The organism is Streptomyces sp. NPDC101234, assembly GCF_044767525.1.
In the GTDB taxonomy this organism is placed as follows: Bacteria; Actinomycetota; Actinomycetes; order Streptomycetales; family Streptomycetaceae; genus Streptomyces; species Streptomyces sasae.
The window spans coordinates 1-19101 of record NZ_JBIWOA010000077.1; the positions used below are offsets into that span (position 1 = coordinate 1).

Consider the following 19101-nt stretch of genomic DNA (forward strand, 5'->3'; position numbering starts at 1 on the left):
CGACCAGACACTCGAAGCAATGGCACACGTCGAACAGGGCCGCACCAAAGCCGGCAAAGTCGTGATCTCCATGACCCCCGACAACAACTGAAATCCAACGAGGGACAAGGCCAGCCTCGCGGACTGCCACGCTCCGGGCCTCTCGGGCCTGTGCGAGCCCCGGCCGGGCCCGCCGACGCCGGGTCGCACAGGCCCCCGGATGTGCCCCCTACACGGGGGCACGACCGCGTGTCGGGTTGTCCCGAGACAGGGGTTACGCCGGGGGAGAGAGCGCGGCTCCGTGACGAGCCGCCCAGGGGCACCGCCAGACGCAGCCGCCGTCGAACAGGCGGTGCCAGGCCGCGCCTGAGCCGAGCGGAGCGTTCCCAACGGCGGCTCACGGTCCGGAGGGACGGCGGTCGCCCTCGCGCCGCCGTACGCGACGGGCTCGGACCTGGGGCCACATCGGCCGGAGCCCGGTGACGCGGGTCAGAGGCCGGAGCTCGGAGCCGGATGCCCCGTCGCCCCATGCACATCCCTTGACGAATTCGGCACTAGACGTTCGCTCTCGTGTTCCGCCGACGCGCGGCCAGCTGGCTCGGCGACTCGCCGTACCAGCGCTGGCACGCTCGGGAGTAGCTGCTCTGCTCGGAATAGCCGAGCATGGTCGCGATCTGCGATGCCTGCACCCCGGTCGCGGCGAGTCGCCAGGCCATGGTGCGCCGAACGTCGTCGAGGATCTCCTCGAAGGATGTGTCCGATTGGGCGAGCCTGCGCTGGACGGCCCGCGGATGCATGGCCATCTCACGCGCAACGACGGGCAGGCTGGCCCGGTTGACCGCCAGCAGCCGCTGGATCAGCTCGTGGACGTGGTCGGCGAACGAGTGGTCGCGCCGGACCAGCGCGAGGTAGTTCTCCGCCAGTGTCAGCGCCGCGGCATCCCGTCCGCGAATCGGCCTGGTCAGCACGTGGTTCGGCAGATGCACGGAGTTCAGGTCGCTTCCGAACTCGAGTGGACAGCCGAACATGTCGCGATACGTCTCGGCCGGGGAGATCCGGCGGTGCTGCATGGTGACCTTGAGCGGGACGAAGTCGTCACCAGCCATGAGACGGAAGGCGCCGACCGCAATGCCGAGCCCCCTCTCCACCACCTGATCGCGGTGCGGGAGTTGCCGCAGGGTGATCGTGAAGGTGTACACCGCAGCTCGCGGTCCGCGCCGGAGCCCGGCGGTATCGGCGGGGGCACAGTTGTGCAGGTATCGCGAGACCCCCTCGATGGCGTCAGCGACGGTCTCCGAGTGGCGGATGATGACCGCGACCGGCCCGAGGATCTTGATGTCCTGGCTGCGCGCCAGACGCATACCGAAATCGGGGCAATCCAGTTCCCGCGCCGCGGCACCGATCACCGACGCCGCCGCGGTGTAACTGATGAAGCGCTCGTAGTCGCCGGCCGCCTCGGGGTCGACCCCATGCGCGCGCATCAATGCCTCGGCATCGCCGCCGAGGCTCGACACCAGGTCCTCGAACGCGAGGAGTGCGCTGCCCCTCGTGAGATTCACCACAGTCGCAATATGCTAAGCATTTGTCGCGTGAAGTCAAGCTCTCACCACCTCGCACTGCCACGCTGGCCCCTGAGGTCAGAGGGTCGCGCAGAGGAAAGGGAGTGCGAGCTATGTCGTCTCTCAAGAGACTCACCGTCCTGGGACCAGGCGTACTGGGTAGTCAGATCGCTTGGCACAGCGCGTTCAAGGGCAAGACGGTCACCGTTTACGGCATCACGCAGGACACCGTCGACCGCTGCCGAACCGCGCACGAGCAGTACGCCGCCGTCTACCGGTCGGAGCTCGGCGCCGGCGACGTGGACATCAGCGCCACGCGACAGCGCCTGGCCTACAGCACCGACCTGGCTGCCGCGGTCGCGGAGGCCGACCTGGTGATCGAGGCGGTGCCGGAGATCCCCGGAGTGAAGACTGCGGTCTTCGAGGAGATGGCCAAGCTCCTCCCTCCGCACACGCTCGTCGCGACGAACTCCTCCACGCTGCTGCCGAGTGACTTCGCATCTGCCACCGGCCGTCCGGACAAGTTCTGCGCACTCCACTTCGCCAACATGATCTGGGCCATGAACTACGCCGAGGTCATGGCCCACCCCCTGACCTCGCGCGAAACGCTCACGGAGGTGACGGAGTTCGCCGTCGAGATCGGCATGGTGCCGATCGCACTCCGCAAGGAGCAGAACGGCTATGTCGCCAACAGCTGGGTCGTTCCCATGCTGAGCGCCGCACAGACGCTGGTGACCAACGGCATTGCCACACCCGAGGACGTGGACCGCACGTACCTACTCACGGGCGGCAAGGTCGGGCCGTTCGGCATGATCGACATGATCGGCATGAAGACGTGTCACAACGTCCTCTCCTACTGGGGAAGTGTGAGTGGCGACGCGCAGATGAACGCCAACGCCGAGTACATCAAGACGCGCTTCCTCGACCGCGGGCTGCTGGGACTACAGACCGGCAGGGGTTACTACGAATATCCCGATCCGGCTTTCGAACGCCCCGACTTCCTCGCGGTTCCCGACATCGCCGTCGTACCGGACCTCGTGACGCTGATGTCGCCGGAGACAGAGGATCCGGCATGACCGCGGTCGACGCGACGACGACGAAACCTGGAGATGTCGACGTGCTGGTCGTCGGCGCCGGCGTCCCCGGCATCGCCTGGGCTGCCACCTGAGGAGAAGGAAGCCGGCCCGGGCCTTCGCGATCGTCGACAGCCGCAACCCGATGGGCGCGGCCCCGGACCCCTTCCGCTGCCCGTGCACCCGGTCCGACTCCGACCTGCACACCTTCAGCTTCGGGTCACATCGCCGGGCAGCCGCGGGTCCGAGAACCGGAGAAAAGGGGAAATACGGATGCGAACGCCGTCGCCCCCTGCCGGTCGGCCACTTCATGGCCTCCGGCCTCGCCAGATCAACGACGGAACATCACAAGGAGCAGAGCAGTGAGAGGCACTGTCACCATCATCGACAAGGGCAACGTACGGGTGCACAGCTACATGGCTCCCGACGCCGGTCTGAACGTCACCACCCAGCTGATCGAGACCCCGGGCAGGCTCGTCGCGGTGGACGGCCAGGTCAACGTCGCGGACGCCGACGAGGTCGTCGCATACGCCAAGGAGCTCGGCAAGCCGTTGGACCGGCTCATCGTCACACATGCACACCCGGACCACTACCAGGGGGCGGCCCGTTTCAGCGCCCCCATCCACGCGCTGGAGGTCGTACGTGACCAGATGGCGGCGCGGGGCGACCTTCAGGACCTCAACGGCGTCCCGGTGCCGGCAGCGGAGACGGCCCCCACCGACCTGATCACCCCGGGTACCGAGGTCGTCGACGGCGTTCCGTTCGTCTTCGAGGCCGTCTCCGGCGGTGAGACCACCGATCAGCTGCTGATCCGGTTGCCCGAGCAGGGCGTGCTGGTGGCACAGGACCTCGTCTACCACCACACGCACATGTTCGTCGGAAACAACGACATCGCCCGCTGGGAGGTCATCCTGGCCGAGCTCGCCGACCCGGCCTACGACACGATCCTGCCTGGGCACGGGCTGCCCGCGGGACCGGCCGTGCTCGCCGAGAACGCCGAGTACCTGAGGGCCGCCCGCGAGCTTCTCGGCGACGACGGCGAAGCCTACAAGAAGGCCATCATCGAGCGCTTCCCCGCCCTCGGCGTTCCCTTTGTGATCGACATCAGCAACTACTACCTGTTCGGCACCCGACCCGCCTGACCGCTTCACCCCCCAGCCCGGCGCCGGCGCGGCAGACCCGCGTCCGACAGCTCGATGCGTCGGACTACGCCTGCTGGGACGGCTCCCCCTGCCACGAACACCTCGTGTGCGAGGCGGCTCTGTCAGCCTGAACCGAGATCCGGAGTCACCTGGGTTCCGGCCGCCAGATCGACGTGATCCCCGGCCTGGGCGATCGCGTCTCTTGTCTGTGCAGGCTGGCGGGGGCGCCGAGGTGAGGGCCGGCACGGGGCGGTGGCGCCTGCTGTGGTGGTCGAGCGCCACGGTCGGCTCCACCACGGCGAGAGGCGATCAGGGGGTCTGGTTGACCAGGCCCAGGTATTCACCCAGCTGGTACTCGGCGTCGAGCCCCTTGTCGGCGACCAGCGCGCCGAGCGCCGCCGCCCGGGTCATGAACCCGGGGGTCGTCAACGAGTGCGTGAACTCGCCGTAGGCGGTGACCAGGTCGGTGTCCGGCGGCAGTGTCGCCCGGCCGACCATCGCCTTCGCGGTCGCCAGTGCCTGCCGGTCGAAGGAGGCGAGGCGGGCGACTGTCGCGTCGAGGAAGGCGTCGAGTTCTGCGTCGGGCAGTGCTCGCGTGACCCATCCCCAGCGTTCGGCCAGGTCGGCGTCGTAGTCGGCGCTGCCGAGGATGGCCTCAAGCGCCCGGTCGCGGCCTATGGAGCGGGGAAGCCGCTCGGTTCCGCCTCCGCCGGGGACGATCCCGATTCCGACCTCGGGCTGGCCGAAGACCGCTGTCTCGCGACTGGCGTACCGAAGGTCGCAGGTAAGGGCCAGCTCATTGCCGGCACCTCGAGTGCGGCCACGGATGGCCGCGATGCTGATGAACGGGGCCTTGCTCAACCGCAGGACCATGTCGGTCCAGACCGGCGCGTCGTCCTCGTGCTCGGGCACAGGGAGGTCGTTGGCGGCGGCGCCGTCGAAGTGGTTGATGAAGAAGTCGGGAGTCTCGCTGGAGAAGACGACAACCTGGATATCGGGGTCGCTCTCGAACTCCCGGACGATCTCGTGCAACCTCACCACCGTCTCGGGAACCACCAGGTTCGCCGGAGGATTCGCGAACATGATCCTGGCGGTCTGCGGGGTCGTACGCTCGAGGCGGATCGTGCTGGGGTGGGTCATCCGATCGTCTCCATTCCGTGATGGCTGCTCGTTCCGTGCGGGCGGTTCAGAGCCGGACGACCATCTGTCTGAGGATCTCGCCGGGTATCGGCGCACGCGACGCGCTCACAAGCCGTACCCCTCGCCCCGTCGTCCGAGCCCGCACGCCGATGCCCCGGAAGGTGCCCTTGACCTGGACAATCCGGTCGGCCACGCTGGCGACCACGCTCTGTCGAAGTTCGCCGTCCAATGATGACAACGGCCTGGCCCCCTTCAGCGGTCGCCTGTACGTCGAAATCTCCGGCACGGGTGTGGCATCAGCCCCACGATCGTGTCAGTTGGCCGTCCCTCTAGCTTGGCTTCATGCGACCAATACTTGACAAGAGACGACAATGAGCCGGTCGTGCCAGGGACTCGGCCCTGCTGCAATGCCGTGGCGGCCGACCGCATCGCGGCCGGAACCGAGGGAACCGGCGACCGGCTCGGCGAGCAGCGTCGTGGCCCTGCGCGGGGAACGAGAGGTTGCCACGCTCCGTTCTTCGAGAGCCGAGGGGTGGTATCCCCCTCTGTTGCTCGGCAGTCGGGCCAGTCGGGTGCCGTCGAGGAAGCGGCGCGGCACGGGCACGGCCCGCTGGAATCAGCCCAGCACGCATCGTCCGTCATACCGGGTGACTGGTCCGAGGCAGACCTGCGCTTCCAGGCTGAGCACGTCGCCACCCATCGGCTGCACAACGGCGGCTACAACTGCGTGGCGGGCAGGTGGTCGTCGTCAGCTCCGACTGGGCACAGAAGGATCGGTTCCTGGCGCAGCTGCGGGACGCATTGGCCAGTGCACCCGCGCGTCCCGCCTACTACCCGGGAAGCGACGATCGGGTGGCGCAGGCCCTCGCGTCGTACCCCGGCGCGGAGCGCGTCGGCGGACGAGTGCTCATCGAGAACCTCGACCCCGGTGCGCCGGGACCGGCGCTGACCACCGCGTACTTCGCCTCCGTCCTGGCCGTTCTCGAACTGCCCGGAAACGCCGGAGGGTTCCTGGACAAGGCAGTCCGCACCACGAACGGGAAGTTCGCCGGGACGCTCGGCGTGAACCTCATCGCGCACCCCCGCACCATCGCCGCGCTGGGCCCGACCCTCGACGAGGCGATCGCCGAACTGCGCTACGGAACGGTCGCGCTGAACGCGTGCACGGGCGACCGCGACGGCCAGCTGGGGTGCCTTCCCCGGCCACACCCTCGACGACGTACAGAGCGGGATCGACGTAGCGCACAACGCCGCACTCCTGGACGGTCCGGAACGCACTGTCATACAGGGCCCCTTCCGTCCCGCCCCCGATCGGTCCTGTACGGGGGAGCTCTCGATGTCCCCCAGGCTCTCGTGGTTCGTCACCAACCGCACCGCCGTCACCACTGGACGTCTGATCACCCGCTTCGCCGCTTCGCCCCGCTGGTCCGCGCTGCCCGGAATCTTCGCCGCCGCGCTGCGTGGCTGACCACTGCGGTTCCAGACACCCCATGATCGTGGCCTTCTTGGTCTTCATCGGGGTGTCTTCGGGTTCGGGGCCCCACGTCGCGGCGACGGCGGCGACCCACGCCATCACGATTCCCCCCTCCATGATCCGGCTGTGCGCCGCCGACATCGGCACGGCACTCCTGATCGGCTTGTCGTGCGACGGCGCCCAGGCCCCAGTGCACGGTACTGATGGGCCGCCTCGTCGCCTGCTCTGCCGCGGCGGCGGGTCTGCGGGGCCCCAGTTTCGTGCACGTCGCCAAGGTCCCGATCACCTTGGTGACGCTCGCGGTGATCACCATGCCGGCCCTCAGAGGGTTCGACCGGGATCCCGGCTCTCTACTCCCGGCCGCGGTGGCGCGCAGCATGGCACCGGGCGCCGTCCGAGGCCGGGCTTCTGATCGTGCACGGCGAGCCTCAGGTCGCTCGACACATTCGGCAATCACGTGGTCTTCATCCTCGGTACGGCCGTGATGCCCCACCTGATGGTGCGGGTCGGCGCGTCGCGGACCGGGCGTACTGCCCAGCTCCATGAGTATCGTCACGACCCCGGTCGGGTCTTCGCCCTCCTCCTGATCCACCGGCTTCGCATCGGCGCCGTGGCGGGCGCGACAGACAGCACCGCAGTCGATACCACTGGGCGGTCATCCTCGACCCTGCCGACCTGGGACGTACTCGGTGACGGTTCGGCGGGGCCTGTCGTGCTCATCACCCTCTTGGCGTGCGTCGTCTTCCTCAGCGTGCTCATCAACGTGACCAGTGTGGTCCGCTGCCGCCGTCTCCATCACCCGTGACGTGTTTGCGTCGGGCAAGGTCAGCCGGGTCCCGCGCCACCGATCCGCAGCGGTAACGGGCCGGGGCGCGGACTACCCACACCGGCACCTCAACCCGGCGGCGACCACACATGCGACCCGGCCGACGAGACCCCGACGAATCTCGGTCCACACATCCACGCTCCCTGAGTTTACTTTTCTATACTCAGCCAGTAGCGTCACGATCAGCACATCGACCCGACTGCCGCACGGGGACCCCGTGACGGCACCCACCTTGTAAGGATCGCCATCATGGGAATCAGCCCAGAGGCACAGCAGTTCGCAGAGTTCCTCGCGAGCGTGAGCGCGAAGTCGTCGACACCGGGCCTCGACCTCGCCGTCATCCGCGACATCGTCGACTCGAACCACAAGGCTTCCACCGAGCCGGAGGGCGTCACCTACGCCGAGGTGGATGCCAACGGTGTCCCCGCCCTGTGGTGCATCCCCGAGGGCGCCGACCCCGACCGGGCCCTGCTCCACTTCCACTTCGGCGGATCGGTCACCGCCTCGATGCACTCCGACCGCAAGGCCGCCGGCCACATCGCGAAGGCGGCCGGCGCCCGCTCCCTGGTGGTCGACTTCCGTCTGGCGCCCGAACACCCCCACCCGGCCCAGCTCGACGACGCCGAGTCGGCCTACCGGTGGCTGCTCTCCCAGGGCTACGAGCCCCAGAACATCGGCAGCACCGGCCACTCGATCGGCGGAACGCTCGCGGTGCTGCTGCCGCTGCGTCTGCTGGCGAAGGGCGAGGCGACCCCGGGCGCGATCGTCAGCGTCTCGCCGTGGACCGACCTCACCATCCAGCACGCGTCGGTGGACGAGAACGAGGACAACGACAAGATGCTCAGCAGGACCACACTCGAACTCTTCCGAGGAGCCTGGCTTCAGGACCCCGCGGTGGACTTCGCCGACCCCCAGGTCAGCATCGCCAACGCAGACCTGACGGGTCTGCCGCCCACGATCGTCTTCTACGGGGAGTACGAGACCCTCGCCGACGACGGTGCCGCGCTGGGACAGCGGCTCGCGGACTTCAAGGTCACTTCCGAGGTCCACTCGGTGCCCGAGGGACAGCACTCGTTCGTCCTGGGCGCGGGCCGTGTGCCCGAGGTGGACGAGGCGATTGGGCAGATGGGGCAGTGGCTCCGCACGCACCTCGGCGCCTGACCAGCATCGCCACTCGTTGACACAGGGCTGCGGCGAACTCGGCCGTAGCCCTGTCCGGCAGTGGCTGCCGCCACGGAGCAGTTCTTCCCGCTCCTCCGGACTCAACGGACCCTAACCGCCCGCACTCGAAGCCGCCGAGGCAGCCCGCGACCGCGCGACCCACTGGCGCAGCGACTCCGGGGTGAACTCCCCCGAGTACCTCGCAGTACCCATGGAGACATCCTCTCCACGGACCCGTAGATCCGCTTCTCAGAAGCGTCCACTGTTCGAGGTGAAGCCCAATACATCTGGGACAATGGGGCACCGCACATAACGGGTCATGGTCCATCTGATTGGACCGGCGGCTCCTCAGCCATAAGCTTCCATCATGGAACGCAAGAGCTTTCAGGACATGAACTGCCCGATCGCACTGGCGCTGGAAAGGGTCGGCGAATGGTGGAGCATCCTCATCCTGCGCGACGCGACACACGGCATCACCCGGTTCGACGGCTTCCAGAAGAGTCTGGGCATCTCGCCGAACTCCCTGACCCGACGACTCAACTCGCTCGTCCAAGCAGGACTCCTCGAACGACGGCGCTACAGCGAACGCCCTCCACGAGATGAGTACATCCTCACCGAGGCGGGGCGCGCCTTCCAACCCGTACTCGTCACCCTGACCACCTGGGGCAACAGTCACTACCCGCCCGCCTCACCAAACGTCCGGCTCGTCGACAGAGAGTCCGGCACCGATGTCGATCCTGTGCTGATCGACCGCTTGACGGGCCACCCCATCGACGAGGAACACACGACGCTCCTACCCGGACCAGCGGCCGACGATCTGCTCCGAGCAGCACTCGAACAGAGAGACACAGCCCCACGAACATAGAGTGACTATCGCCACGATAGCCAGTTACTTGCATGACGATAGTGACTCCCCTACCGTATCGGCCATGCCCGCAAACGGGCCGAGAACACCCAGGCGGCCCGCTCGGACGACATGCCGAGCACCGTCGCTGACCGCTGCCAGCCAGAAGAGCCACACGACGAGGTGTGCCATGAGCGCTTCAGCAAGCGAGCAGGCCCCGCGCAGGGAGCCGCTACCCACAACGCAATGCACACATCCCGGTCAGCCGTCTTGCGATCACGCCTGCAGGCCAGTCCGGAGCTACTCGGTGAGCGGGTCGCCTACGTCTTCGTCTTTCTTAGCGTGGCACGCTGCAGTAACCCGCTCAGCCTCGTACCACCGAGGACGTCGACAGCGGATATTCCAATACTGACCAGCGCGGGCACAGCCGCACCGCTGGACGCCTGGACGTGACCGCGCTGGTCGTCGGTTGGTGAGCCCTCTGCTTCATCGTGCGCTCCGTGTCGCTGGTGCACGATGAACAGCCTCGCCGCGATGTGCGAGCTCGCTGATCCGCGTCGGCCGTAACCCGGTCTCACCGACGAACGACACAGACCCGAGGATCATCAGATCCGACCTGTCTGACCCAACCCATCGGATCCCCTGTTGGACCGCATCCGCGTGCTTCAGGAGTAAGCCAACCGATCCGAGACCGGGGGGATCCAGTACCCGCAGCACCCGTTCAAGGCGTCACGAACGCCTGCTTGAGTCGAGGCAACGCGGGCCCAGCGGCAAACAGTTCCCAGCATCACGCTACTCCACGCCGCGTCCCTAAAACGGCCTGAAGCACCCGAAGTGGGCCAGGGCGCGGAGGGCGTAGCCGCGACGGGGAACGGCGACGCGGTTCCAGGGACCGGAACCTCGCCGTCCGAGCACATCACACGAACACCACGAGTCGAGAGAAGACGCACATGAGCCGCGCCGCTGCTGCATCACCGAGACTGGAGTACTTCGACGTACTGATCGTGGGCGCCGGCATCTCCGGTATCGATCTGGGCTACCACCTCAAGAAGAAGCAGCCGGGCCGGACCTTCGCCATCGTCGACGGCCGCGACGCTATCGGCGGCACATGGGACCTCTTCCGCTACCCGGGCATTCGGTCGGACGCCGACATGCAGAGCTTCGGCTTCGAGTTCAAGCCGTGGACGAAGGACAACGCGATAGCCGACGCCCGCGAGATTCTCGACTACCTGCAGGAGGCGATCGTCGAGAACGACCTCGATCGCCACCTTCACCTGGGGCACAAAGTGCTCCGCGCGGCCTTCTCCTCCAGCGAGGCACGCTGGACCGTCACCCTCAAGCGCGTGAGCGACGGCGAGGAGTTCGACGTCACCTGCGGCGTGCTGTTCTCCGCCGCCGGCTACTACGACTACTCCGGTGGGTACACTCCCCACTTCGAGGGGCGTGACAACTTCAGCGGCCGGATCGTCCACCCGCAGTTGTGGCCGGAGGATCTCGATCACACCGGCAAGAAGGTCGTCATCATCGGCAGTGGTGCCACCGCCGTGACGCTTCTGCCGACGATGGCGGCCCAGGCCGGCCACGTCACGATGCTGCAGCGGTCACCTTCGTACGTCCTGCCGGTCCCGCGCCAGGACCCCATAGCCAACACGCTGCGCAAGCTGCTGCCGGAGACTGCTGCCTGGCGGTTGACTCGGAAGATCAACATCAACCGCCAGCGTCTGATCCTCGCTCTCAGCCGACGTTACCCGAAGCAGGTACGCCGTCTGATCCGCAGGCTCAACGCCGGTGCGCTGCCCAAGGACTATGCCGTCGACACTCACTTCAATCCCCGGTACAACCCGTGGGACCAGCGGCTCTGCGTGGTTCCCGACTCCGACATGTTCAGGGCCATTTCCAGCGGCAGGGCGTCCGTCGCCACGGATCACATCGTGCGGTTCACCGCGAACGGGATCCTGCTCCAGTCGGGTACCGAACTCGAAGCCGACATCATCGTCACGGCCACCGGGCTGAACATGCTGCCTTTCGGAGGCATCGATCTGCAGGTCGACGGGCAGGCGATCGACCTCCATGACCATCTCGTCTACAAGTCCATGATGGTCAGCGGTGTACCCAACTTCGCGTTCGCGCTGGGGTACACCACCAACGCGTGGACGCTGAAGATCGACCTTGTCGCCGACCATCTGTGCCGGCTGCTCGCCCACATGGACCGCCACGGATATTCCATCGTCACCCCGGTGGTCGACGATCCGACGCTCGTCCGGGGACCGTTCCTCGACATGGACACGGCGTACATCAAGCGCGCCATGCACCTGTTCCCGCAGCAGGGTTCCCGCGGGCCGTGGACGGTGGACCAGAACTACGCGCTCGACCGTGCCCGGCTGCATGGCCCGATCGAAGACCCCGCACTCAACTTCACCACCGGCGTGGTGACCTCGTCGGCGACGCCCAGGGAAGCGGCGGCGTGACTGTCACCGCCTTCATCTCCGTCGAAGGCCGACGCACCCGAGTCCGGGTCGTGGGCGCCCCGGACAGACCACCGATACTGCTATTGCACGGCATCGGCCGCAGCCTTGAGGACTGGGCGCCGCAGTACCCGCGCCTGTCCCGCACCCATCGGGTGATCGCCCTCGACCTCCCGGGCTTCGGGTTCTCGGCCCGCTCCCCCGAACCCGCCACGCTGCAGGTGCTGGCCCGCGGAGTGGCCGAGACTCTTGATGCCCTCGGCGAACAGCGGCCGCTGCATGTACTCGGCAACTCCCTCGGTGGCGCGGTCGCGCAGCAGCTGCTCGTCCTCGCTCCGGAGCGGGTGGCCGGGCTAGTACTGGTCAACAGCGCCGGATTCGGCTCCGAGGTCGCGCTCCCGCTACGGCTGCTCACCGTCCCTCTCCTCGGCCGTCTCGCTACTCTACGCACCACCCGTGCCAGCGCCCGCCTGTCCGAGCTCCTGCCCGTCGACAACCCGAAGCTGGCCACCAAGGAGCGAATCGATCACGCCCTGGCCATATCTCGTCAGCCAGATCCGTCGATCGTACTGCTCGAGCTCATCCGCGAACTCGCCACTCCGCGCGGTGCCAAGTCCCAGTGGCGCGCCGAGCTCACGGCCGCGGTCGCGCGGCATCGCCGTCCGACCCTGATCGTCTGGGGCGACCGTGATCGCGTGCTGCCCGCCCACCACCTCGACGCTGCCCGCAGCCTCCTCCCACACGCCGAAACCCATCTGTACACCGGGATCGGTCACATGCCACAGATCGAATGCCCTGATGCGTTCGCCACCCGTGTCCTGGAGTTTCTCGCAGACACAGAACCAGCCGACCATCCAGGCCCGGCACTGCCCCCGACGGTTTCGGCCCATCACGCTGTCCCGCACGACCCAGCGCCCACTCCCTGATCGCTGCGCAAGTAATGGAGATCAAGCATGTTCGCCAGTCCCTTCCCCGACGTTGACATCCCCGAAGTGAGCGTCTTCGACTTCCTGTTCGCCAATGTCGACGCAGCAGATCTGGAGCGTGTCGCGCTGATCGACGCCGCCGGGGGTGCGCAGATCACGTACAGGGAGCTCATGGAACGGGTGAACGCGACGGCCGGCGCGCTGGCCAATCGCGGCATAGGCATCGGGGATGTGGTGGGTCTTCTGTCACCGAACTCGTCGTTGTTCGCCGTCGCCTTCCACGGAATCCTGCGAGCCGGAGCCACCGCGACCACGATCAACGCGTTGTTCACCGCCAAGGACATCGCCAAACAGCTCACCGACGCGAAGGCAACGATGCTGATAACTGTCAGTGCGCTGCTTCCGCAGGCGGTGGAGGCGGCACGGACGGTCGGACTCGCTCGGGCGAACCTGATCGTCCTGGACGCCGACGGTGAAGCCGCCACCGGACATCCGAACGCCGACGATCTCCTGAATCAGGGCGCTGAGGCACCACAGGTGGAATTCGATCCCACCACGCACCTTGCCGTGTTGCCTTACAGCTCCGGAACCACTGGTAATCCCAAGGGTGTCATGCTCACCCACCGCAACCTGGTCGCCAACATGGCCCAGATCCGGCCGCTGTTCGCGATGAGTTCGAACGACCGTGTCCTCGCCGTGCTGCCGTTCTTCCACATCTACGGAATGACCGTGCTGCTCAACGCCGCGTTGCAGGCACGGGCGAGCCTGGTCGTCATGGCCAGATTCGAGCTGGCCGAATTCCTGGGGACCATCCAGAAGCACCGGGTGACGTACGGCTACATAGCCCCTCCTGTCGCGGTGGCGTTGGCCAAGCATCCTCTGGTTGACCAGTACGACGTGTCATCACTGCGCCTCATCCTGTCCGGTGCCGCACCGCTCGACGCCGAACTGGGAACCGCAGTGGCCGAGCGGCTGAACGTACAAGTGCTCCAGGGCTTCGGCATGAGTGAACTGAGCCCTGTCAGCCACTGCATGCCCGCGGACGGCGGTCAGGAGTACTTCGGTGAGGTCGCGCCACTCAACTCCTGCGGATGGGCCGTCCCCAACACCATCAACAAGATCGTCGATCCTGCCACCGGCGAGGACGTCGCCTATCCCGCGGAAGGGCTCAGTGAGCCAGGCGAGTTGTGGGTCAAGGGACCCAACGTGATGACCGGCTACCTCGGCAACGAGGAAGCCACCGCTGCCACCATCGATTCCGACGGCTTCCTGCACACCGGCGACCTCGCCCAGGTCGACCATCTCGGTCGCGTGTTCATCGTCGACAGGCTCAAGGAGCTGATCAAGTACAAGGGTTACCAGGTTCCGCCCGCCGAACTCGAAGCCCTGCTGCTGACCCACACGGACATCACCGATGCCGCGGTCATCGGTGTCCTTGACGCCGACGGCGAGGAGATCCCCAAGGCGTTCGTCGTCCGTCGGCCCAGTGCGCACCTGACCGCCGACGAGGTCATGGACTTCGTCGCACGCCAGGTGGCCCCGTACAAAAAGGTCCGGCAGGTCGAGTTCATCGACGTCATCCCCAAGTCGGCAAGCGGCAAGATCCTTCGCAAGGACCTCCGCGCCCCGGCCACCTGACCACGCGCGGTCGGCTGAAAGTTGAACATCGAGAAAGTCACCTGCCAACGGCCGGTCGGCTCGGTGGGTGTGAGGCGGTCACCGCGGTGAGATGTGCGGCATCGCGAGGGCCGTGCGGGAACGAACGGGTCGGTTCGCGGTTGCGACTGTCGTTCGCTTCGAAGGTGGAAAGGTAAGCCCGGAGACCGCCACTGGTTCAAACGAGTGAATGGTCGGTGGTGGCGCCGGGCGTCGTACGAGTGCGACGAGGCAGGAGTCGTCTCGGCGCTCCAGGGCGACCTCGGCTCGCCTCAGCGCTGCGCACATCACCAGGCCGGAGCGAATCCCTCGCTCCACGGCCGGACAGACCAACGGTGATCACTGACGCAGGTCAAGACACTGATCAGCTGGCCGTTTCACGTCGGCGCAGCAGACCCGTCTTCCAGCCCGACGGCCAGGCGGATGTAACCTCAGGCGGAAACTGCGCAGCGGAGCACAGGGCATGGAGAGTCTTCGAGGACGATGCCGGTCCAGGCGATTGCTCCGCCGGCTGCTGGGACCTGGGATCAGCCAGGCCCCAGTCGAACGGGGTCGACACCGCAGCTCCGGACGGGTCTGGACCTACAGGTCAACCCGTCCGTCTATGACCGCGCGGGCGACGGATCGTCCCGGGTACGGAGCTACTGGGCCACGTCATCGCCGAGGAGCGCAAGGGCTCCGAACCACAGAACGCCCTGGTTGATGCGCTCGGGATGGAGTCTCGTCATCTTCTCGAAGAACTCCATCGGGGTGGTGGAGCTCTCCAGTTGCCTGTCCACGTCGTCGAGGTAACGTCTTGTACGCCCGATGTCGGCCGGCGAGTCCGGACTGGCGGGGTCCTTGTGACTGGCCACGACGACCTCGGGCCCGAGCGCCTCCACCTGGTCGAGGGCGCATCGCCACGCGTCGCGGCCTCCGTTCGCGGACTCCGAGATCGCGAGGTGGGTGCCGTTGTAGACGACGTCACCAGTGACCGCCAGCTTCAGGCTCGGCACCCAGAGCACGGTGGTGTCGTCGCTGTCGCTATGGCCGACTTCGACGGGGATGAGCGCGTTCCCCTCCAGGCTCAGCCCCTCCTTGCCGACGACCTGGACGGTGACCGGGGCTGTCGGGATCCGGCCGGGGAACAGAGCATCCCAGAACTCCGCGCGTGACTCCAAAGTCGTGGCGTCCATGTGGACCTTCGTCCCGGCTGTGGCACGGACCACGGCGTCGGGAAACCGCTCAAGCAGGACGGGAGCGCCGAGCCAGTGGTCTCCGTGGCCGTGCGTGACGTAGATCTCCGTGATGTCACGGCCGGTCTTCTCCACCCAGGCGAGCACGTCACGCGTGGTGTCGGTGGTGAACGGCGGATCCACGAGCACGGCGTCATGCTCACCGTAGATCAGAGTCGTCGCGATGGGGGACCACACCATCGGGTCCCCGTTGGGCAGGGTGAGGGTGCCGTTGCTCTGCGCGATCGCCGGTGTCACGAACACGTCGTACTGCAGTGCGGTCATACGCCCCTCCTCTCTGAGGTTGCCATGCGCCGACCGCTCAGAACATCGTGTTGTTGTTGGCGGATGTCTCGGGCACGTCCTGCGAGGCGCCCCAGTGCTCGACGATCTTTCCGTCCCGGACCCGGAAGAGGTCGATGACCGCCCGGCCCCGCTCACCCGGTGTGTCGACGTAGTGGCTCTGGACGGCCACCAGGTCGCCTTCGGCGATGACCCGCTTCGGCGTCACGCTCGCTTGGGGGGACCGCTCGAAGTACGCGGCGAGGCCGATCTTCACGCCCGCGACGCCATCGGGACGGTCCGGGCTGTGCTCGTGGTACTCGCTGCCCGTGTAGGTGTCGACGGCGGTCAGGTCCTTGAGGACCAGGACCTGGTGGATGTAGTCCGTGACGAGCTTCTTGTTGTAGGCGGTGTACTGCCGCTGGCTCGGTCCCTCGATCTTCGGGAGGCTGAGGGTGGAGAACGTGTCGTTGCCGTTGGCCGTGGTCGCCGGTACCTCCTGGAGGATGTCCCAGTGCTCGGCGATCTTTCCGTCCTGGAAACGGAAGATGTCGAAGACGGTGAGCCCGGGCGTGCCGGGGACCAGGACACCGTGGGACTGCAGGATCACCAGGTCACCCTCGGTGATGACCCGCTTCTCCTCGTACGTGGCTTCCGGGAACTGCTGCTGCCAGGCGGCGGCGAAGGCCTTCATGGCCTCGGGGCCGTCGGCGGCCAGCGGGTTGTGCTGGATGTAGTCCGGGCGCACGTAATGGTCGATGAGAGCAGGGTCGCTCCCCTCGAACGCGGCCCTGAGCACTTGGACGGAGATCTGCCCCTTCCGCGATCCCTCCACGGTCAGCACCATCTTGCCGGTGGTGCGGCCGGTCTCGCCGAGGGCATGCGCCTTGGCCGCGTCGGCGAGCGGGAAGGTGGCCTCGATGTGGGCGCGCAGCTCACCGCTCTCGACGAGCGCGGCGATGGCGTTCATGCCGGCCTGGTCGGCCTCCACGAGGAGGGATTCGAACCGGACGCCACGTTCGGCGATCTTCGCGAGTTCGTCGGGGTCGATGGGGACCGGCAGGATCGAGACGAGTGTGCCGCCCGGACGCAGAACGGCGAGGGAACGGGCACGGGCGTCGGTGTCCAACGAGATCGGGTCGAGGACCACGTCGATGTCCTTGAGGACCTCGACGAAGTCGACAGCGTGGTAGTCGATGGTCTCGTCCGCCCCGAGGGAGCGCAGGAAGTCGTGCTTGGCGGCGCTGGCCGTGCCGATGACATACGCGCCACGGGACTTGGCGATCTGCACGGCGAGGTGACCGACGCCACCGGCCGCGGCATGGATGAGCACGCGCTGACCGGGCTGGACGTCGGCCGTGTCGACGAGGGCCTGGTAGGCGGTGAGGGCCGCGAGGGGAATGGCCCCGGCCTGCACGTGATCGATGCCGACAGGCTTGTGGGCGAAGGAGCGTGCAGGGGCGGTCACGTACTCGGCGTGCGCGCCGACCCCGTGCGGGTATGGCAGCATGCCGAAGACTTCGTCACCCGGCTTGAAGATCGTGACACCGGTGCCGACGGCCTCGACGACTCCGGAGACGTCCCAGCCCAGGACGAGGGGCAGGCGGTTGATGGTCATGGGCTGGCCGCGGTTCCACCAGTCGGTGGGGTTCACGCCGGCTGCCCGGACGGCGACCAGGATCTCGCTCAGGCCCGGCTCGGGCCGCGGCAGCTCGACCTCCTTGAGCACCTCGGGGGAACCGTGGGTTTCCTGCTGGATGGCGCGCATCGTGTGCGTGGGGCTATTCGTCATACGCCCAGCGTCGCCGCCTGCCGCGCTCCGACGCCATGGCATGAATGCCAAGTTTCATCGGGATCACGCCATGACGCATGGTTGTCGAGGAATCGCATACCGTGGCGCCGAAGTCCTTGAGGACACGGCGGGCGCAGTGCTGCTTCACGGGGCGAGCGGCCTGCTCACCAGCTCGACCGTGGCCGCTGCAGCACCTGCACTCGCGATACGCGTCGTCGCAGATCAGGAATGACTATCGGCGGCTATGCCGGCGTCCGCGAAGAGACCTAGACCGTCCGCCAGATGAAGGGCGAGTTCGAGGTGCAGACGATTCTGCTCAGGTGAGCGGCCGAGCAGCGGGCCGATCCGCTCGAGCCGGTAGCGGACAGTGTTGTGATGGACACCGAGTCGGACTGCGGTGGCCCGGAAATTACAGTTCGACGCGAAGTAGTTCCCGAGCGTCGCACGCAGCCCATGGGCCTCATCGGTGTCTTCGGCGAACAGGCCGAGCTTGTCCCGGACGAAGGCTTCGCAGAAGGCGGCGTCGTTGCTGCACAACGCGACGATTTCGACGTCGTCGAAACGTGTCACCGTCGCCGCGGCACGGCCCGCGAGACGTGCGACCCGCACGGCCTCAGAGGCCTCGCGGTAGCTCCGGCGGAACCCGTCCAGCCCACGTGCCGGCCGCCCCCGACCGATCAGGACGGGGGCGTTCGGAACACGCAAGGCACGAATCTCGTCAGTGGGCACCCAGCACAGCGTGGTGTCGAGGTCGACTCGGACGATCAAGGGGGCAGACGCTGTGGTCCCGATCGCAAGGCTTAATGCGATCGGGTCCAGCGGTGTGTCATCCCGGCTGTCGGCATGACGGTTGAGGACGAACGCGACATGACGACCGGTCAAGTCGTACCGCAAGTCCTTGCTCACGGTCGCGGTGTCAAGGTCACCGTCGGTTTCCGCGAGGACCATGCGGACGTACGCGGCCCGCGCGACTGAGCCCTCCCGCGACATCCGTGCCGCCTCGTCCCGGTAGTCGGCCACGACCTGACCGATGACCTTCTCCAGCCAGCCGAGGGCGAGTGAGGTTCCGTAGCTGGCAACCCTCACTGACAACTGTGGGTCTGGGCAGTACTCGTCTACCGCACTCGCCCAGATCTCGCACCAGTACGCAGTGCCCACCCGGTAGCCGCTCATGACCTCGTCGTCGGAGAAGCCATTCTGAACCAGCGCGCGCGTCGCGAGGATGACCTCGGTCGTCGGCACGATGTCCTCGAGTGAAGCGCCGTTGGCCAGGACCTGCAACAGCGCGCCGCTGGTGGAGTGGCAGGCGGCATTTGCCAGTCTCAAAGGGGTCTGCGCCCTGCTCATCAAGGTGCAGCGCGTCACGCGCATCGGTCTTGACCCGCTCCGCGGCCGGACGCTGCAACCGTGAGGGAGCGAGCACCTCGCAGCGCACCCGGGCCACCGAAAGCGCTCGGGCCAGACCGAACCCGGTCGGGCCGGCCTCGTAAGCCACCGCGACCGGACCGGGCAGCCGCCCGAGCCAGTCGAGGACGTCAGCATGCTGCGGCGTGAGCCGGGAACGGGTC

Annotated in this window: 14 protein-coding genes and 1 pseudogene; 9 read left to right on the forward strand and 6 right to left on the reverse strand. The window is 67.1% G+C overall.

The window, feature by feature from the left end; all coding sequences use genetic code 11:
- Positions 1–533 precede the first annotated feature (533 nt).
- Positions 534–1541, reverse strand: a complete 1008-nt coding sequence (locus ACIRR9_RS54710; RefSeq protein WP_403769205.1) for an AraC family transcriptional regulator — start codon at positions 1539–1541, stop codon at positions 534–536.
- A gap of 110 nt (positions 1542–1651) precedes the next feature.
- Here ACIRR9_RS54710 and ACIRR9_RS54715 point away from each other — a divergent pair, with 110 nt between their 5' ends.
- Both ACIRR9_RS54715 and ACIRR9_RS54720 read left to right on the forward strand, forming a co-directional pair.
- Positions 1652–2614 carry a 3-hydroxyacyl-CoA dehydrogenase gene (locus tag ACIRR9_RS54715; RefSeq protein WP_403769208.1) on the forward strand — a complete coding sequence of 321 codons (963 nt, stop codon included), beginning with the start codon at positions 1652–1654 and terminating at the stop codon, positions 2612–2614.
- A 359-nt stretch (positions 2615–2973) separates the two neighbouring features.
- Positions 2974–3753 carry an MBL fold metallo-hydrolase gene (locus ACIRR9_RS54720; RefSeq protein WP_403769212.1) on the forward strand — a complete coding sequence of 260 codons (780 nt, stop codon included), beginning with the start codon at positions 2974–2976 and terminating at the stop codon, positions 3751–3753.
- Positions 3754–4062: 309 nt separating this feature from the next.
- On the opposite strand, the gene ACIRR9_RS54725 is transcribed toward ACIRR9_RS54720, so the two are convergent.
- Positions 4063–4893 (reverse strand): enoyl-CoA hydratase/isomerase family protein, encoded by an 831-nt coding sequence (locus ACIRR9_RS54725; protein WP_403769215.1) that lies wholly within the window; start codon positions 4891–4893, stop codon positions 4063–4065.
- Between the two features lie 1336 nt (positions 4894–6229).
- Between ACIRR9_RS54725 and ACIRR9_RS54730 the strand changes: the two genes are divergently transcribed.
- The 7 genes from ACIRR9_RS54730 to ACIRR9_RS54760 all read left to right on the forward strand — a co-directional run bounded on the left by ACIRR9_RS54730 (position 6230) and on the right by ACIRR9_RS54760 (position 14227).
- The gene (locus ACIRR9_RS54730) at positions 6230–6361 is read left to right on the forward strand and encodes a hypothetical protein (RefSeq protein WP_403769218.1); all 132 of its coding nucleotides are present in this window, start codon (positions 6230–6232) and stop codon (positions 6359–6361) included.
- A gap of 463 nt (positions 6362–6824) precedes the next feature.
- Positions 6825–7172: a hypothetical protein gene (locus ACIRR9_RS54735; RefSeq protein ID WP_403769221.1), complete on the forward strand. Its 348-nt coding sequence runs from the start codon at positions 6825–6827 to the stop codon at positions 7170–7172.
- A gap of 270 nt (positions 7173–7442) precedes the next feature.
- Entirely contained in the window at positions 7443–8354 is a 912-nt protein-coding gene (locus tag ACIRR9_RS54740) for an alpha/beta hydrolase fold domain-containing protein (protein WP_403769224.1), read from the forward strand.
- Between the two features lie 367 nt (positions 8355–8721).
- Positions 8722–9219 carry a winged helix-turn-helix transcriptional regulator gene (locus tag ACIRR9_RS54745; RefSeq protein ID WP_403769227.1) on the forward strand — a complete coding sequence of 166 codons (498 nt, stop codon included), beginning with the start codon at positions 8722–8724 and terminating at the stop codon, positions 9217–9219.
- A 929-nt stretch (positions 9220–10148) separates the two neighbouring features.
- Entirely contained in the window at positions 10149–11666 is a 1518-nt protein-coding gene (locus tag ACIRR9_RS54750; RefSeq protein WP_403769230.1) for a flavin-containing monooxygenase, read from the forward strand.
- Positions 11663–12589, forward strand: coding sequence for an alpha/beta fold hydrolase (locus tag ACIRR9_RS54755; RefSeq protein WP_403769233.1), 927 nt, complete (start codon positions 11663–11665; stop codon positions 12587–12589). The genes ACIRR9_RS54750 and ACIRR9_RS54755 overlap by 4 nt, the downstream gene beginning before the upstream one ends.
- A 27-nt stretch (positions 12590–12616) precedes the next feature.
- Positions 12617–14227, forward strand: coding sequence for a 4-coumarate--CoA ligase family protein (locus ACIRR9_RS54760; RefSeq protein ID WP_403769236.1), 1611 nt, complete (start codon positions 12617–12619; stop codon positions 14225–14227).
- A gap of 659 nt (positions 14228–14886) precedes the next feature.
- Here the strand turns inward: ACIRR9_RS54760 and ACIRR9_RS54765 are convergent.
- The 4 genes and pseudogenes from ACIRR9_RS54765 to ACIRR9_RS54780 form a co-directional block, all read right to left on the reverse strand.
- Positions 14887–15744, reverse strand: coding sequence for an MBL fold metallo-hydrolase (locus ACIRR9_RS54765; RefSeq protein WP_403769239.1), 858 nt, complete (start codon positions 15742–15744; stop codon positions 14887–14889).
- Positions 15745–15781: 37 nt separating this feature from the next.
- A complete protein-coding gene (locus tag ACIRR9_RS54770; RefSeq protein ID WP_403769245.1) occupies positions 15782–16588 on the reverse strand; it encodes a nuclear transport factor 2 family protein in 807 nt (268 codons plus the stop codon).
- Positions 16571–17509: pseudogene (locus ACIRR9_RS54775) on the reverse strand (NADP-dependent oxidoreductase); the annotation flags it as partial. The gene ACIRR9_RS54770 and the pseudogene ACIRR9_RS54775, both read right to left, overlap by 18 nt.
- A 246-nt stretch (positions 17510–17755) precedes the next feature.
- Entirely contained in the window at positions 17756–18904 is a 1149-nt protein-coding gene (locus tag ACIRR9_RS54780; RefSeq protein WP_403769242.1) for a PucR family transcriptional regulator, read from the reverse strand.
- Between the last annotated feature and the right edge of the window lie 197 nt (positions 18905–19101).

Coding starts and splice junctions, on each gene's coding strand:
- ACIRR9_RS54715 (WP_403769208.1), top strand. CDS start 1,652: ATGTCGTCTCTCAAGAGACTCACCGTCCTGGGACCAGGCGTACTGGGT.
- ACIRR9_RS54725 (WP_403769215.1), bottom strand. CDS start 4,893: ATGACCCACCCCAGCACGATCCGCCTCGAGCGTACGACCCCGCAGACC.
- ACIRR9_RS54730 (WP_403769218.1), top strand. CDS start 6,230: ATGTCCCCCAGGCTCTCGTGGTTCGTCACCAACCGCACCGCCGTCACC.
- ACIRR9_RS54740 (WP_403769224.1), top strand. CDS start 7,443: ATGGGAATCAGCCCAGAGGCACAGCAGTTCGCAGAGTTCCTCGCGAGC.
- ACIRR9_RS54745 (WP_403769227.1), top strand. CDS start 8,722: ATGGAACGCAAGAGCTTTCAGGACATGAACTGCCCGATCGCACTGGCG.
- ACIRR9_RS54750 (WP_403769230.1), top strand. CDS start 10,149: ATGAGCCGCGCCGCTGCTGCATCACCGAGACTGGAGTACTTCGACGTA.
- ACIRR9_RS54760 (WP_403769236.1), top strand. CDS start 12,617: ATGTTCGCCAGTCCCTTCCCCGACGTTGACATCCCCGAAGTGAGCGTC.
- ACIRR9_RS54765 (WP_403769239.1), bottom strand. CDS start 15,744: ATGACCGCACTGCAGTACGACGTGTTCGTGACACCGGCGATCGCGCAG.
- ACIRR9_RS54770 (WP_403769245.1), bottom strand. CDS start 16,588: ATGGTGCTGACCGTGGAGGGATCGCGGAAGGGGCAGATCTCCGTCCAA.
- ACIRR9_RS54780 (WP_403769242.1), bottom strand. CDS start 18,904: ATGCGCGTGACGCGCTGCACCTTGATGAGCAGGGCGCAGACCCCTTTG.